Origin of the sequence: Zobellella taiwanensis (assembly GCF_003012795.1) — a bacterium.
Classification (GTDB): Bacteria; Pseudomonadota; Gammaproteobacteria; order Enterobacterales; family Aeromonadaceae; genus Oceanimonas; species Oceanimonas taiwanensis.
Window position 1 is genome coordinate 1 of record NZ_PXYH01000026.1, and the last position, 13,854, is coordinate 13,854.

Genomic DNA, 13,854 nt, shown 5'->3' on the forward strand with positions numbered 1-13,854 from the left:
GTGACGCGGTCGAAAACATGGCGTTGTTCCGGCGCTTCGTGATGAACATCCTCAGGCAGAGCGAATGTGGCTCACCGAGCCAGCGCAACAAGCTGAAGCGAGCCAGTTGGAACGACGATTATCGGGCTCAATTATTCTTTGGTTAAATTGACAGCAAAGTGTGCTCCCGCCCTGTTCATCTACGTTGACTGGTCGACTTTTAAACGGTTCGGTTGCTCTATCACAATCGAGTAGGAGGAGGCCTCACGGCCTCCGTCCTCTCACACCACCGGGCATACGGTTCCGTACCACGGCGGTTCACAGGTTGCTCCATCCCGATACCTCACGGCATCAGTAGCCTTAGGCAGAGCGACAGATCTCCCAGGATAATGCGCGTGACCTTCCCACTTATACCCGCCGCATTTACGTCCATAGCTTCAGTGTAAGTATCGGGCTTTGGCAGTATGGGCTACCTCACCTGCTATGGCCGCCTCCTATGCGATTCCTGTTCGTCAGGCCAGTGGTTTACCTTCGGCTTCCTTCAGATTTCGCCTCGCGGTGAACACCCTTGCCGTTCGGCTAGTGGTTCCCCTTACCGGGCCCACAGGGGACTTGCACCCCAAGTCATCCGGCCAGCACCACCTGTACCGGAACAGCGCCCGTCAAGGCGCTACGCGCCATGCCTGGCACACCCAACAAAAAGGGAGCCGAAGCTTAATGCCGTTCACTTAAGGTGAGCGGCATTTTTCTTTCTGACCGGATAGGTGTTTTTAGACGCTTTCAGCACTCTTGGATAACTTCGTTCTCGTTTCCCCTCCAGCTTGAACTGTTTGGCCTGTTTCTCTGGCGTAAACACCTCTCTTGGCAAGTTGCCCGGTGCCACACTGGGCAGTTGGCTCAGCTTGAAGATGATGTAAGACGAGGCTTCCCTGAAGCTCAGTTGATTCGGATAGGTCGCGGGTAATGCTCGTGCCATCAATATCATTTTGTAGCGGATAAGGTTGTAGGCCAGCAGCACGCCCCATAGTTCCTGGTGTATCAGTTCCGGCAACTGGCTACGCAAGGTGAAACGACTGTCCAGCAGGTGCTGCTTCATTTCTCGATAGCCCAGCTCGATTTCCCAGCGGTGGGCATATAAATCCACAATCTCCCGACCCGGATAGGCCATGGCATCGGTCAGAGAGGTCAGGATATGAACGGGTTTTCCCTTGACGGTTTTACTCAGCAGCCTCGCCTCCAGCGTCACCGGTAAGTCGGGCCACTTTTTCCGGGCCTGCGGGCTGGGTTTCAGCCGAACCAGTTTGTCACCGCGTCCCAGGCTGCGCACCACCTCATACTGTGTGCCTTTACGCAGCGGCAGCAACCAGTGCCGTTGCTGTCCTTGTTGCCAAGCATGCAGCAAACCCAACGAGTAAAACCCTTTATCAAACAGCGTCAGGCTATGGTCCGGTGTGTTCGGCAGCAAGCGGGCCGCCAGCTGCATTTCACTGACCGCAACACTGTCAAACGTGCTGTCCACCAGTAAATGACTGCTCAGCTCCATCAGGCACACCATGCGCACCTGGGGATAAGCGGCGTCCGTGGATTGGTTGGCAGTGCGGGCAAAGGCGCCGGTATTCTGTGGTGAATCGGGTGTGCGCCAGACCACGCCGTCAACGCCATACAGGTTCAGCCCGCTCCAGTGCGGATGCTGAGCCTGTGCATGCCAGTTGGCACTGGTTTGCCGGAAGATATCGCGCACCACGTCGCTGCCCAGCTTTTTACGGGCTTGCGTGACCGCGCTGCGCACCACCGAGTCGACCTCCTGGGGCAGGACAATATCCAGCTTGTTGATGAGCTGGCGTACGGAGTCACCACGAAACAGCGCCATGCCAATGACCGCCCAGACCATGGCCTCCATCGGCAGTTTGCGCTTGCGCACCGTCGCCACGCCGTTGGAAGCCAGACAAGCCCGGATTATCTCTGGGTCGAGCACTTCAGCCAGGCTGTGAAATTCCGTGGTGCGGTTGAGGGAAGTACGAGCCAGTGCGTCAGAAAGCAGCATAAAAAAATCCGATGACCTGTGATCATCGGATTTTGATCTTCTGAGCGGGATCGTCAAGCGATTTGGCTTAACTGATCGGCATTAAGCCGAAGCTCCCTTTTTTATCGTTGACAGTCTGCAACGAATTACAGCGCTTTCAGGATATTGTCCACGCTGTCCTTGGCATCGCCGAACAGCATGACGCTGTTTTCCCGGAAGAACAGCGGGTTCTGCACCCCGGCGTAACCGGTGTTCATGGAACGCTTGAACACCACCACCTGCTGGGCCTTCCACACTTCCAGCACCGGCATGCCGGCAATGGGGCTGGCCGGGTCTTCGTTGGCCGCCGGGTTGACGGTGTCGTTGGCGCCGATCACCAGCACGGTGTCGGTGTCATCGAAGTCGTCGTTGATCTCATCCATTTCCAGCACGATGTCGTAAGGCACCTTGGCCTCGGCCAGCAGTACGTTCATGTGGCCGGGCAGACGGCCCGCCACCGGGTGGATGCCAAAGCGCACCTTGACACCCGCCGCGCGCAGCTTGGACACCAGATCCGCCACCGGGTACTGGGCCTGGGCCACCGCCATGCCGTATCCGGGGGTGATGATCACCGAGCTGGAATTCTTCAGCATGTCGGCCACGTCCTCGGCGTTCACCTCGGTGTACTCGCCGTCTTCCTCTTCACCGCCGCTGGCGGCACCGTCGGAGCCGAAGCCGCCGGCGATCACCGAAATAAAGGAGCGGTTCATGGCGCGGCACATGATGTAGGACAGGATGGCACCACTTGAGCCCACCAGGGCACCGGTGACGATCAGCAGGTCGTTGGACAGCATAAAGCCCGCCGCTGCCGCCGCCCAGCCCGAGTAGGAGTTGAGCATGGAGATCACCACCGGCATGTCGGCACCGCCGATGCTGGCCACCAGGTGCCAGCCAAAGGCCAGGGCGATCAGGCTCATCACCAGCAGGGCGAAGGTGGAGCCTTCCACCTGCACGAACCAGATCAGCAGCAGGGCGGACACCACCACCGCCAGCAGGTTGAGCTTGTGGCGGTGCGGCAGCATCAGCGGCTTGGAAGAGACCAGGCCGCGCAGCTTGCAGAACGCCACGATGGAGCCGGTGAAGGTGACGGCACCGATGAACACGCCGAGGAAGACTTCGGTGTTGTGAATGTTCAGCATGGCGCCGGACATGTCACCGTGATCCATGTAGGTGTTGTAGCCCACAAACACCGCCGCCAGGCCCACGAAGCTGTGCAGTATGGCGATCAGCTCCGGCATTTCGGTCATTTCCACTTTCAGTGCGAAACGGATACCGATGGCGGCACCGATGGCCATGGCCACAATGATCCAGCCCAGGCCGGTGACCTCGGGGTTGAAAATGGTGGCCAGCAGGGCGATGGTCATGCCCGCCACACCGTACCAGTTACCGGCCTTGGCCGACTCCTGCTTGGACAGGCCCGCCAGGCTCAGAATAAAGAGCACGGCGGCCACGATATAAGATGCAGTTACTAGTCCTTGTGACATTTTAATCAGCCCTTCCTAAACATCTTCAGCATGCGGTGTGTCACGGTAAAACCGCCAAACACGTTGATTGAGGCGATCAGCACTGCCACAAAGGCGAGGAAGCTGACAAAACCGCCCGCGCCTACCTGGGACAGAGCGCCCACCACGATAATGCCGGAGATGGCATTGGTCACCGACATCAGCGGCGTATGCAGGGAGTGGGATACGTTCCAGATCACGTAGTAGCCCACGATGCAGGCCAGCACGAATACCGTGATATGAGACAGGAACTCAGCCGGCGCCACTGCGGCCAGCCAGGCGAACAGCAACACACCGGCGCCGCCCAGGTAGTACTTGAGGTTGCTCGGCTTTTTGGCATGGGGTTCGGCGGCGGGCTGGGCCGCGGCCTTGGCCTTGGGCGCCGCCGACACGCTGATGGCGGGCGGCGGGAAGGTGATTTCGCCATCCTTCACCACCGTCATGTTGCGCAGCACCACGTCGTCAAAGTCGACCTTGATGTTGCCGTCCTTTTCCTTGCACAGCAGCTTGGCCAGGTTGACCAGGTTGGTGGCGTAGAGGGTGGAGGACTGGGTGGGCAGGCGGCCGTTGAGATCGGTGTAGCCGATGATCTTGACGCCGTTGTCGGACACGAACAGCTCGCCGGGCCTGGTCAGCTCGCAGTTGCCGCCGTTTTGCGCCGCCAGATCCACGATCACCGAGCCCGGATTCATGGCCGCCACCATCTCGGCGGTAATCAGCTTGGGCGCGGGTTTGCCGGGGATCAGCGCCGTGGTGATGATGATGTCCACCTCTTTGGCCTGCTGCAGGAACAGCGCCATTTCGGCGTCGATAAAGGCCTGGCTCATCTCCTTGGCGTAACCGTCGGAAGAATCGCTGTCTTCCTCGTAGTCCAGCTCCAGGAACTCGGCCCCCATGGAATTGATCTGCTCTTTTACCTCGGGGCGGGTGTCGAAGGCGCGCACAATGGCACCCAGGGAACCGGCGGCACCGATGGCCGCCAGGCCGGCCACGCCGGCGCCGATCACCAGCACCTTGGCGGGCGGCACCTTGCCGGCGGCGGTGATCTGGCCGGTAAAGAAGCGGCCGAACTCATGGGCGGCTTCCACCACCGCCCGGTAGCCGGCGATGTTGGCCATGGACGACAGGGCATCCAGGGACTGGGCGCGGGAAATGCGCGGCACCATGTCCATGGCCATCACGGTCACGCCCTTGTTCTTGAGCTGCTCTACCAGCTCGGGGTTTTGTGCCGGCCAGATAAAGCTGACCAGGGTGGTACCCGCCTGCAGCCGCTCGATCTCGTCGGCGGTGGGGGCATTGACCTTGTAGAGAATGGCGGATTGCCAGACCTGTGCCGTCTCGACCAGCGAGGCGCCGGCCGCGACATAGGCTGCATCCTCGAAGCTGGCGCTGTGGCCGGCTCCCTGTTCAATGCAGACCTCAAAACCCAGTTTGCGCAGCTGTTCGACCGACTTGGGGGTCGCCGCCACCCGAGTCTCGCCGCTGAGCGTTTCCCTTGGAATTCCGATTAACATAATAATTCCCTGATTAATGTTGATATCGCACCGGATACCGACGAGGCGCGTCCGGTTTCGGGCAAGCTGTTCCTTCAACTGCCAGGCAGCCTTGCCTGTTTTGCTCCAGCCAAAATGACGTTTTTTTACAACATAGCCGAATCATTAACGAATATCTAACGATGCTTTTTGTATTTTTAATCATGATTGCATCGATACCTCATAGGAAGCCTGATTGCCCGGCCCCAAATGAAGAGATAACGAAAGAAAGAAACAGCGCAGTCACTATACTGGCTCGACAGCCAAAAGATAAATCGATCTTTCCTCGAGCCTTAATAGGCTATGGCTTTCAATCAGTAAAGTATCACTTATCGACGCCACCGTAAGCGGTGGTTTAGCGAGCAGGATCACAGAACCCCGAGCCGGGCAACGCCGGCCCCACCGCCAAGGGCTGGCGCGACAGCGGATCCTGGCCAAAGAAGCCGGACAACTGACGGTATACAGCGGGATAGGCTACCGCCAGTTGCCTGGGGCAACAAAAAAACAGCTCGCAGCACACCGCCAGGAACTCGGCCGGATGGGTGGCGGCGTAAGGATCTATAGGGGTTTCCTCGCCACGCTCCAGGCTATGGCAGAGGGAGTCGAAGGCGGCCTGGAAGTCGCGTCGCCAGGCCTCGCCGCTCATGCCCGGGCGCAGCGGCGGCGCGCCGTCGGCCTCGCCGCCCAGCATGTCCAGCTTATGGGCCAGCTCGTGGATCACCAGGTTGTAGCCATCCCAGCCGCCATCCTGGCACAGCTCGCTCCAGGCCAGCACCAGGGGGCCCTGCTGCCAGGATTCGCCGGCGTGCTCTTCGATCACCTCACTGACCAGGCCGTATTCATCCTGCACGCTTTCACGACGGGTGACCGGCTCGGGAATAATGATGATCTCGCGAAAACCCCGGTACCAGGCCAGGTCCAGATGCAATATCGGCAACGCCGCCTGCAGCGCCAGAGCCGTCCGCTCCTCCGGGGCCAGCTCCACCCCAAGCAGGGTCAGGGTCTTGCGCGCCAGCAGTTGGGCCGCCAGTTCGCACAGGCGTTCCTGTTCCTCTGCCGCCAGGCCCTGCAATATGGGCAGTTGGTCCAGCACCTCCCGCCAGGGCAGCGCCTCTGCCGTCCCGCTCCCCTGCCCGAACCAGCCCTTCAGCCGGCTAAAGAACGACATGCCACCTCCTCACCTGCCATGATCCCCCATAGAGGCAACCCACTGCTCCTGATAGTACCACCTCGGCAACAACCTTATTTGACGAACAGGTACCAGTAACCGAACAGCAGGTTGAAAGCGGCGAAGAACAAGATGCCGGCCCGACTCAGGGCCACCATGGCGCCGCCCAGGCGGTAACGCTCGGGCACCTGCGGCAGTGTCATCAGCCGGTAGTTCAGCCAGGCAAACACCAGGGCGCTGATAAAGGCGGAGATCATGGCGAACTCCAGCATGGCCAGCAGGGCGCCCTTGAAGAACATGATGATAAGCGCGCCCACCAGCCCCATCGCCACCATCAGCGGATAGGTATGGCGGGCACCGTGGCCGGTGGGACCGCTGCCCTGGCGCTGTCCCAGTTGCACCAGGCACTCGCTCAGGGCCCGGCTGTAGCCGTCCAGCACGGTGACGGTGGTGGAGAACATACACAGGAAGGCAATCGATGCTATCAACCAGCGGCTCCAGTCACCCATCACGCTGGCGTACACGTTCACCAATTGGTGGGCGAAGGCAATGCCGGAGCTGGCCAGGCTCTCGCCGCTGCCGTGCAGCACCAGGGCACCGAGGGCAACGAAGGCAATGGCCAGCAGGGTGGAGGTGATGTAACCCACGTTGAAGTCGACCAGAGCGTCCCGATAATCGAGCTCCTCGCCCAGGGCTTTTTTCTTCTGCCTGAGCCAGACGCTGTTCCAGGAAGAAAGTTCGATGGGCGCCGGCATCCAGCCCATCAGCGCCACCAGAAAGCCGACCGACGCCAGGTTCCAGGGACTGGGCGCCACGAAGTCGGGGGTCGCCACGCCCCCCTGATTGAGGGCGATAAACACCGCCGTGACGGTGGCGATCGCCAGGCCGACGATAATCCACTTGGTCACCCGGTCCAGGGTCTTGTAGTGGCCGGTGATCAGGAACACCAGGGAGCCGGCCAGCACTATCATGCTGAGCTGGGTTACGCTCAGGTCGTCGCCGATAAAGAGGCCGAGGATACTGCCACAGAGCATGGCCACCCCGGCGGTGCTGACCACGGAGGCAAAGATATTGAGCGCGGTAAACAAATAAAGGTAGCCTCGACCGATACGGTCGTAGCCCTGGATCAGGGTCTCGTCCGCCGCCATGGTGTAGCGGGCGCCGATCTGGAAGAAGGGATATTTCAGCAGGTTGACCACGATAATCAGCCCGACCAGCTGCCAGCCGTAAATGGCACCGGCCTGGGTCGAGGCCACCAGGTGGGAGCCGCCGATGGCGGCGGCGGCGCCCAGAATGCCGGGACCCAGCACCCGCAGATAGTGGCTTATGCTGCGCGGTACGCTTTCAACAACGTCGACGGACTCTGACATCTCGTTTTTCCTGCCTTTTACCTTGTTTTTCATCATGAAGGACAAGTAAAAGGCCACAGCAAACCCTATAACGCAACCGCTTTTTTCTCTCCGCCATCGCTACGAAAAATGTAAAAAACCAGGTTTTGGTAAAAATAAAGGAAAAAAAGTTTACAAAGAAACATAAATCGAAATATTAATTTCAATTTCATTTTTAAAACAGCATTTCGAAACAGCCCAAATTTAAAGCTTATACTCTAAACGCGAGCTTCAATCCCTGGCCAGCAACAGTTGGCCGGCGGCGGGAGATCGGCCGTTGAGGGTAAAGGGAATGGACTCGATACGCCCCTTGTTATTGACCTGCAACGCCAGGTGCAGGTGGGGACCCGAGCTATAGCCGGTATTGCCGGATGCCGCCACCCGTTGCCCGGCACGGACCCGGTCGCCCTTCTTCACCAGCAACGAGCCGGTGTGCAAATGGGCATAGAGAGTCATGGTGCCGTCGTCATGGCGCAACCTCAGGTAATTGGTCCGGCCACGGAACTCCGGCCGCAACCCGCCGCCCGAATGGACATCCACCGCCGCCACCACCACGCCGTCCCGGGTTGCCAGCAACGGCGTTCCCACGGGCAGGGCAATGTCGAGGGCATAGCGGTTGGCAGGCCTGTTGTGGCTGAATTCGCCGTTGAAGCCCTGGGATACCCGGTAGGCACCCGCCACCGGCGGAGAGAGGTCAATCATGCCCGGAAAGTAGGACAGGGAGGCGGGCCGCTTCCAGGCCTGGACCCTGGGGCTGAGCACGGTGGCGCCGGCGATTTTTTCCACTCGCCGCCCGGTATCCACCTTGCGGGAGCCCTGCTGGCTGCTGTAGGCAAAACCATAGTCGTAGCGCCAGTGGCCGGGCGCCGCGGCAGTAACCTTGCCGACAAACTTTTCCTCCCTCGGCGGCAGGGAAATAACCTGCTGCAGGGCATCGGGGATCTGAGTGTTCTGGATACCGGAAAAACGCAGGGTCAGCTCTGCCCGGCCGGGCAGGCGATTGAGGGCGAAGAAATAGTGGCCATCGGGTTTTTCCACCACCCTCACCAGGATACCGTCCTTGTTTACCTGATCCTGCTGCCAGCGTTCGCTGGCGTGGGCGGCGGCACTAAGGCGATTGTCGGTATAGTGGACCACGCCGGCGGCATCCCGGTAGCGGTAGATGCTGGCGTCCGACAGCAGGGGCCACAGTAGTGCCGCGGCCAGCAGGCAAACCCTTGAGCCTCTCATGGTTCCGTCCTTGGTGAGAGTGTTTGCCCTTGAGTATGGAAGCTTACAGCGGTTTTTGCATTACGATGGCGTCTTCCCGTCCCTCGCCGGCGCGGTAATAGTCCTTGCGCCGGCCGGTCTTGGCAAACCCCGACGTCCGGTACAGGCGCAGCGCGGCCTGGTTGGAAACGCGCACCTCCAGCCAGGCCATGGCCAGCCGCCGTTGCCGGCACTCTTCCAGCCAGTGCTCCAGCAGCCGGCGGCCCAGCCCCTGCCCCTGCCACGCGGGTGCGATGCAGATATTCATCAGGGTGCTCTCATCGATGACCGCATCGGCGATAAAAAAACCGAGCAACTGCTGCTGCTGCCACAGGGCGCCGGAAAAGTACCGCCCGTGCAGGCTCTCGGCGAGCTGCTCGCGGCTCCAGGGCTCAATGTGGGCATCCCGTTCGACCCGGACCATGGCATCCAGATCGCTGGCACTCAGGGGGCGAAACACAGCTTGCATAGGCAGCTCCAAAGTTGGCGCTTGTGCACCGGGGTCAGCGGCAGGCTGGCCTGCCAGGACATCTCCGGCGCCGCCTCCGTGAGGTTGAGACCCAGCAGTACGGCGGCACCAGGTCGACCGGCGGCCAGCCAGGCGGTTTCCGCCATAACCGCCAGCTCCCGATCGTCCAGGGCCAGGCGCAAATCCGCCACCAGCCGCTCGGACGGCAGGACACCCTGCCCAGCTACCAGCAGGACTGTCGCCGGCCGGAGATCTGGCACGGGCGCCAAAGGCAGGCGTTCGGGATGGCGACAGTACCAGACCGGCAGCCCGAGGAATTGCCATAGTGACGATGGTAACGGCGTCATGATGACTCCCTAACGCAAAAAGCCAGCGTGAAGCTGGCTTTTTATGTGAAGTTGGCAGGGGCAGAGGGATTCGAACCCCCAACCGTCGGTTTTGGAGACCGCTGTTCTACCAATTGGAACTATGCCCCTACAACACGACGCGCATTATAACCGGCGACCTTTAAAGGTAAAGGGCTTTTTAGAGACTTCTGGCGCGTTCGCTCACCTTTTCGCCGACTGCCCGTCCGGCGGTGGTCCATTTTGCTTTGGTCTTGCATTTCTCTATAATCCGTACGATTTGCAATCGCCCGGAGTGTCTGGATGTTCCGTTTTCGCCGTTATTGCCAGGCCGGCTTCCTGACCGCTTGCCGTCAAAACGGCGGCGTTTGCAGTCTTATTGCTCCATGGGCCCCATATCGGGGCTTTTTTATGGTCTCCACTTCACCGGAAGAGCGTTGCTGATGGCAAACCCCCTATATCAAAAGCATGTAATCTCCATTTCCGACTTCACCCGCGCCGAGCTTGAGCTGGTCATCGACACCGCCGTGATGCTCAAGACCCACCCCCGGCCCGAGCTGCTCAGGCACAAGGTGGTGGCCAGTTGCTTCTTCGAAGCCTCCACCCGTACCCGGCTGTCGTTCGAAACGGCGGTGCACCGGCTGGGCGGCGCGGTGATCGGCTTTTCCGACAGCGGCAGCACCTCCCTGGCCAAGAAGGGCGAGACCCTGGCCGACTCGGTGAAGATCATCAGCTCCTACAGCGACGCCTTCGTGATGCGCCACCCCCAGGAAGGCGCCGCCCGGCTGGCGGCGGAATTTTCCTCGGTGCCGGTGATCAACGCCGGTGACGGCTCCAACCAGCACCCAACCCAGACCCTACTGGATCTGTTCACCATCTACGAAACCCAGGGCACCCTGCAGGGCCTGACCGTGGCCTTCGTGGGCGACCTCAAGTACGGCCGCACCGTGCACTCCCTGACCCAGGCGCTCAGCCTGTTCGGCTGCAAGTTCTACTTTATCGCGCCCCAGGCCCTGGCCATGCCCGACTACCTGTGTGACGAGCTGGTGGAAAAGGGCATTAACTTCGAATTCCGCGACAGCATGGAAGAGGTGATGGACGAGCTGGATATCCTCTACATGACCCGGGTGCAGAAGGAGCGCTTCGACGAAACCGAGTACATGCACGTGGCCTCCAAGTACGTGCTCACCCCGGAGGTGCTGGAAAATGCCAAGGACAGCCTCAAGGTGCTGCATCCCCTGCCGCGCATCGACGAGATCACCATAGAGGTGGACGACACCCCCTACGCCTATTACTTCGAGCAGGCCGAAAACGGCGTTTACGCCCGCCAGGCCCTGCTCGCCCTGGTGCTGAACGAAAGCCTGTGAGAGCCATGATGAACAAGAACCAACTGCAAGTCGAAGCCATCCACAACGGCACCGTCATCGACCATATCCCCGCCGGCCAGGGTATCAAGATCCTGCAGCTGTTCGGCCTGGTGCAGACCCACGAGAAGATCACCGTGGGCCTCAACCTGCCCTCCAAGGCGCTGGGCGCCAAGGACATCATCAAGGTGGAAAACACCCGGCTGTCCGCCGCCCAGGCCAACCAGCTGGCGCTGTTCGCCCCCCAGGCCACGGTCAACCTGATCGAGGACTTCGAGGTGGTGGAAAAGCTGCAGCTGCACCTGCCGGAGCGGGTGGAGGGGGTGTTCTCCTGCCCCAACTCCAACTGCATCAGCCACAACGAGCCGGTCACCAGCAAGTTCAGGGTAAGGGCGGTGGACGGCCAGGTGCGCTTTCGCTGCCGCTACTGCGAGAAATCCTTCCACCGGGACATGATGGCCCTTTGAGCGATCGCGGCCGGGCAGCTTGTCCGGCCGCGGACTGGAGCCGAGACCCCCCTGCTGCTAGAATCGCCCCCTCGGAGCTGGCACTCCTTCCTTAACCGCCTCCCGGGCTGATGATGCCTGAACACCCAGGCCTGTGCGGCAATGTCATCCTGGTCCCGCCCTCGTCCAGGTGCCTGCGTTATTCCACAAGCCAAACTGGACTCGCATGAAAAATTTCAAGCTACCGGAGCAACTGGTGTTGCTGCCCTACATGGCCAAATGGCTGGTGCTGGCCAGTGTCGTCGCCGTGCTCGCCGGCACGGCGTCCGCCTTTTTCCTGTTCGCCCTCGACTGGGCCACCGATACCCGCACCGGCCATCCCTGGCTTATCTGGCTGTTGCCCCTGGCCGGTTTTGGAGTCGGCTGGCTGTATTTGCGCTTCGGGCAGCAGGTAGAAGCCGGCAACAACCTGCTGATCGATGAAATTCACGATCCGAAAAGCATAGTGCCCCTGCGCATGGCGCCCCTGGTGCTGGGCGGCACCCTGATCTCCCACCTGTTCGGCGCCTCGGTCGGACGTGAAGGTACTGCGGTACAGATGGGCGGCGCCCTGGCCGATCAGTGCACCCGCCTGTTCCGGCTAAAGCCGCAAGACCGCCGCATCATCCTGATGGCCGGGATCAGCGCCGGTTTTGCCTCTGTGTTCGGCACCCCACTGGCCGGCGCCCTGTTCGGGCTGGAAGTGCTCGCCATCGGTCGCCTGCGCTACGATGCCCTGCTGCCCTGCGTGGTGGCGGCCATTGTCGCCGATCAGGTCGGCCTCTGGTGGGGAGTGCACCATACCCATTATCTGATCCCCGCCATCCCCGAAGTCTCCGCCTGGGGTCTGACGGCCATGATCATCGCCGGGGCTCTGTTCGGGCTGACCGGCAAGGTGTTCGCCGAGGCCACCCATGCCCTGGGCCACGGGATGAAAAGGCTGATCGGTTATGCCCCGCTGCGCCCCTTTGCAGGCGGTATCCTCATCGCCCTCGCCGTCTGGCTGCTGGGAACGGACAGGTACATCGGCCTAGGGCTCCCGACCATAGTCGAAGCTTTTGAGCAGCCGCTGCCCGCCTATGACTTTGTCGGCAAACTGCTGTTCACCGTGGCCTCCCTGGGCAGCAGTTTCAAGGGCGGCGAAGTCACCCCGCTGTTCTACATCGGCGCCACCCTGGGCAATGCCCTCGCCCCCCTGCTGAACATGCCCTTTTCCCTGCTGGCCGGCATCGGCTTCGTCGCCGTGTTCGCCGGCGCAGCCAACACCCCCATCGCCTCCACCCTGATGGCCATGGAGCTGTTCGGTGCCGAGATCGGCCTCTACGCCGGGGTGGCCTGTGTGGTCAGCTACCTGTTTTCCGGCCATACCGGTGTTTATGCGGCACAACGCATCGGTCAGCACAAACACCGGGAAGCGCCGGAAGGAATACGGCTGGGTGAACTCAGGGACTACCGCCGGCAACGGCGGGAACAGGCCCGGGCGACCCGGGAGGGGAAGCGTTCCTGAGCCGATTCAGGGCAGGTCAAACACCAGTGCCCGCACCGGCCTGTCGGCACTGAAGTACAATTGCGTTTCGCCGCTGAGGGCGGCACCATCGCCCAGACTCAGGGATTCACCATTGACCGCCAGCTCCCCGTCCACCAGTTGAACCCACGCCTGGCGCCCGGACGCCAGTTCGAGCCTCGCCTGCTCGCCCTGCCCCAGCCACAGCTGGTACAGGCGGGCGTCCTGCTTGATAACCAGCGAGCCGTCGGCACCATCCGGGCCGGCTACCAGGGTCAGCCCAGGGTTGCGGCCGAAGTCCTTCTGTTGGTAGCCTGGCTTGCCACCGAGGACGTTGGGCTCTATCCAGATCTGCAGGAACTTCAGCGGCCTGCTGCTGGAGGGATTGAATTCGCTGTGCAGAATTCCGGTGCCGGCGGACATCAGCTGGAACTCCCCCGCGCTCAGTATTTCCTCATTGCCGGAGCTGTCCTTGTGGGCGATGCTGCCCTCCAGCACATAGCTGATGATCTCCATATCCCGGTGGCCATGGGTGTCAAAGCCCGCCCCCGGCGCGACCGCATCATCGTTGATCACCCTCAGCCGGGAAAATCCCATCTGCGCCGGATCGTAGTAGCTGCCAAAAGAAAAAGTGTGCCGGCTGTGGAGCCAGCCAAAATTCGCCCTGCCGCGCTCGTCCGCTTTTCTGACCTTAATCAAGTGACCTCCCCACGCCGTTATGCAAATAATGGTTCATTGAATTTGAATGCTCGATAACCGCCATTAGCGCGGTTTTTACCCTGAAAGTAGTGTATTGAGTCTCAAGATAC

12 protein-coding genes, 1 tRNA gene and 1 pseudogene are annotated in these 13,854 nt (G+C 60.8%); 4 read left to right on the forward strand and 10 right to left on the reverse strand.

What is annotated here, in order from left to right; translation table 11 throughout:
• Positions 1–146, forward strand: a pseudogene (locus tag C7I36_RS15035) (ISAs1 family transposase); the annotation flags it as partial.
• A gap of 557 nt (positions 147–703) precedes the next feature.
• On the opposite strand, the gene C7I36_RS15040 reads toward C7I36_RS15035, so the two are convergent.
• The 9 genes from C7I36_RS15040 to C7I36_RS15080 all read right to left on the reverse strand — a co-directional run bounded on the left by C7I36_RS15040 (position 704) and on the right by C7I36_RS15080 (position 9,824).
• Entirely contained in the window at positions 704–2,023 is a 1,320-nt protein-coding gene (locus C7I36_RS15040) for an IS4 family transposase (protein WP_106454512.1), read from the reverse strand.
• Positions 2,024–2,148: 125 nt separating this feature from the next.
• Positions 2,149–3,525, reverse strand: a complete 1,377-nt coding sequence (gene pntB / locus C7I36_RS15045; RefSeq protein ID WP_106454513.1) for a Re/Si-specific NAD(P)(+) transhydrogenase subunit beta — start codon at positions 3,523–3,525, stop codon at positions 2,149–2,151.
• A 5-nt stretch (positions 3,526–3,530) separates the two neighbouring features.
• The gene (locus C7I36_RS15050; protein WP_106454514.1) at positions 3,531–5,057 is read right to left on the reverse strand and encodes a Re/Si-specific NAD(P)(+) transhydrogenase subunit alpha; all 1,527 of its coding nucleotides are present in this window, start codon (positions 5,055–5,057) and stop codon (positions 3,531–3,533) included.
• A 373-nt stretch (positions 5,058–5,430) separates the two neighbouring features.
• Positions 5,431–6,243, reverse strand: a complete 813-nt coding sequence (locus tag C7I36_RS15055) for a M90 family metallopeptidase (RefSeq protein ID WP_106454515.1) — start codon at positions 6,241–6,243, stop codon at positions 5,431–5,433.
• A 74-nt stretch (positions 6,244–6,317) separates the two neighbouring features.
• Positions 6,318–7,613, reverse strand: coding sequence for an Nramp family divalent metal transporter (locus C7I36_RS15060; RefSeq protein ID WP_106454551.1), 1,296 nt, complete (start codon positions 7,611–7,613; stop codon positions 6,318–6,320).
• A 249-nt stretch (positions 7,614–7,862) separates the two neighbouring features.
• Positions 7,863–8,861 (reverse strand): peptidoglycan DD-metalloendopeptidase family protein, encoded by a 999-nt coding sequence (locus C7I36_RS15065; protein WP_106454516.1) that lies wholly within the window; start codon positions 8,859–8,861, stop codon positions 7,863–7,865.
• Positions 8,862–8,904: 43 nt separating this feature from the next.
• Positions 8,905–9,348: a ribosomal protein S18-alanine N-acetyltransferase gene (gene rimI, locus C7I36_RS15070; RefSeq protein WP_106454517.1), complete on the reverse strand. Its 444-nt coding sequence runs from the start codon at positions 9,346–9,348 to the stop codon at positions 8,905–8,907.
• A complete protein-coding gene (locus tag C7I36_RS15075; protein WP_181256402.1) occupies positions 9,324–9,695 on the reverse strand; it encodes a hypothetical protein in 372 nt (123 codons plus the stop codon). Before C7I36_RS15075 ends, rimI begins: the two co-directional genes overlap by 25 nt.
• A 52-nt stretch (positions 9,696–9,747) precedes the next feature.
• Positions 9,748–9,824, reverse strand: a tRNA-Trp gene (locus C7I36_RS15080).
• Positions 9,825–10,135: 311 nt separating this feature from the next.
• Here C7I36_RS15080 and pyrB point away from each other — a divergent pair.
• From pyrB to C7I36_RS15095, 3 genes are all read left to right on the forward strand, one after another.
• Complete coding sequence (gene pyrB / locus C7I36_RS15085) at positions 10,136–11,059, forward strand: aspartate carbamoyltransferase (protein WP_094039281.1); 924 nt, start codon at positions 10,136–10,138, stop codon at positions 11,057–11,059.
• Between the two features lie 5 nt (positions 11,060–11,064).
• A complete protein-coding gene (gene pyrI, locus C7I36_RS15090) occupies positions 11,065–11,523 on the forward strand; it encodes an aspartate carbamoyltransferase regulatory subunit (protein WP_106454518.1) in 459 nt (152 codons plus the stop codon).
• Positions 11,524–11,728: 205 nt separating this feature from the next.
• Positions 11,729–13,048 (forward strand): voltage-gated chloride channel family protein, encoded by a 1,320-nt coding sequence (locus C7I36_RS15095; protein ID WP_106454519.1) that lies wholly within the window; start codon positions 11,729–11,731, stop codon positions 13,046–13,048.
• A gap of 6 nt (positions 13,049–13,054) precedes the next feature.
• Here the strand turns inward: C7I36_RS15095 and C7I36_RS15100 are convergent, their stop codons facing one another.
• Positions 13,055–13,744 (reverse strand): pirin family protein, encoded by a 690-nt coding sequence (locus tag C7I36_RS15100; protein ID WP_106454520.1) that lies wholly within the window; start codon positions 13,742–13,744, stop codon positions 13,055–13,057.
• Between the last annotated feature and the right edge of the window lie 110 nt (positions 13,745–13,854).

What these genes read in the sequence shown, in the direction of transcription:
- rimI (WP_106454517.1), bottom strand. Translation starts at nt 9,348, where the DNA reads ATGCAAGCTGTGTTTCGCCCCCTGAGTGCCAGCGATCTGGATGCCATG.
- C7I36_RS15075 (WP_181256402.1), bottom strand. Translation starts at nt 9,695, where the DNA reads ATGACGCCGTTACCATCGTCACTATGGCAATTCCTCGGGCTGCCGGTC.
- C7I36_RS15050 (WP_106454514.1), bottom strand. Translation starts at nt 5,057, where the DNA reads ATGTTAATCGGAATTCCAAGGGAAACGCTCAGCGGCGAGACTCGGGTG.
- pyrI (WP_106454518.1), top strand. Translation starts at nt 11,065, where the DNA reads ATGATGAACAAGAACCAACTGCAAGTCGAAGCCATCCACAACGGCACC.
- C7I36_RS15040 (WP_106454512.1), bottom strand. Translation starts at nt 2,023, where the DNA reads ATGCTGCTTTCTGACGCACTGGCTCGTACTTCCCTCAACCGCACCACG.
- C7I36_RS15060 (WP_106454551.1), bottom strand. Translation starts at nt 7,613, where the DNA reads ATGTCAGAGTCCGTCGACGTTGTTGAAAGCGTACCGCGCAGCATAAGC.
- C7I36_RS15065 (WP_106454516.1), bottom strand. Translation starts at nt 8,861, where the DNA reads ATGAGAGGCTCAAGGGTTTGCCTGCTGGCCGCGGCACTACTGTGGCCC.
- pyrB (WP_094039281.1), top strand. Translation starts at nt 10,136, where the DNA reads ATGGCAAACCCCCTATATCAAAAGCATGTAATCTCCATTTCCGACTTC.
- C7I36_RS15055 (WP_106454515.1), bottom strand. Translation starts at nt 6,243, where the DNA reads ATGTCGTTCTTTAGCCGGCTGAAGGGCTGGTTCGGGCAGGGGAGCGGG.
- pntB (WP_106454513.1), bottom strand. Translation starts at nt 3,525, where the DNA reads ATGTCACAAGGACTAGTAACTGCATCTTATATCGTGGCCGCCGTGCTC.
- C7I36_RS15095 (WP_106454519.1), top strand. Translation starts at nt 11,729, where the DNA reads ATGAAAAATTTCAAGCTACCGGAGCAACTGGTGTTGCTGCCCTACATG.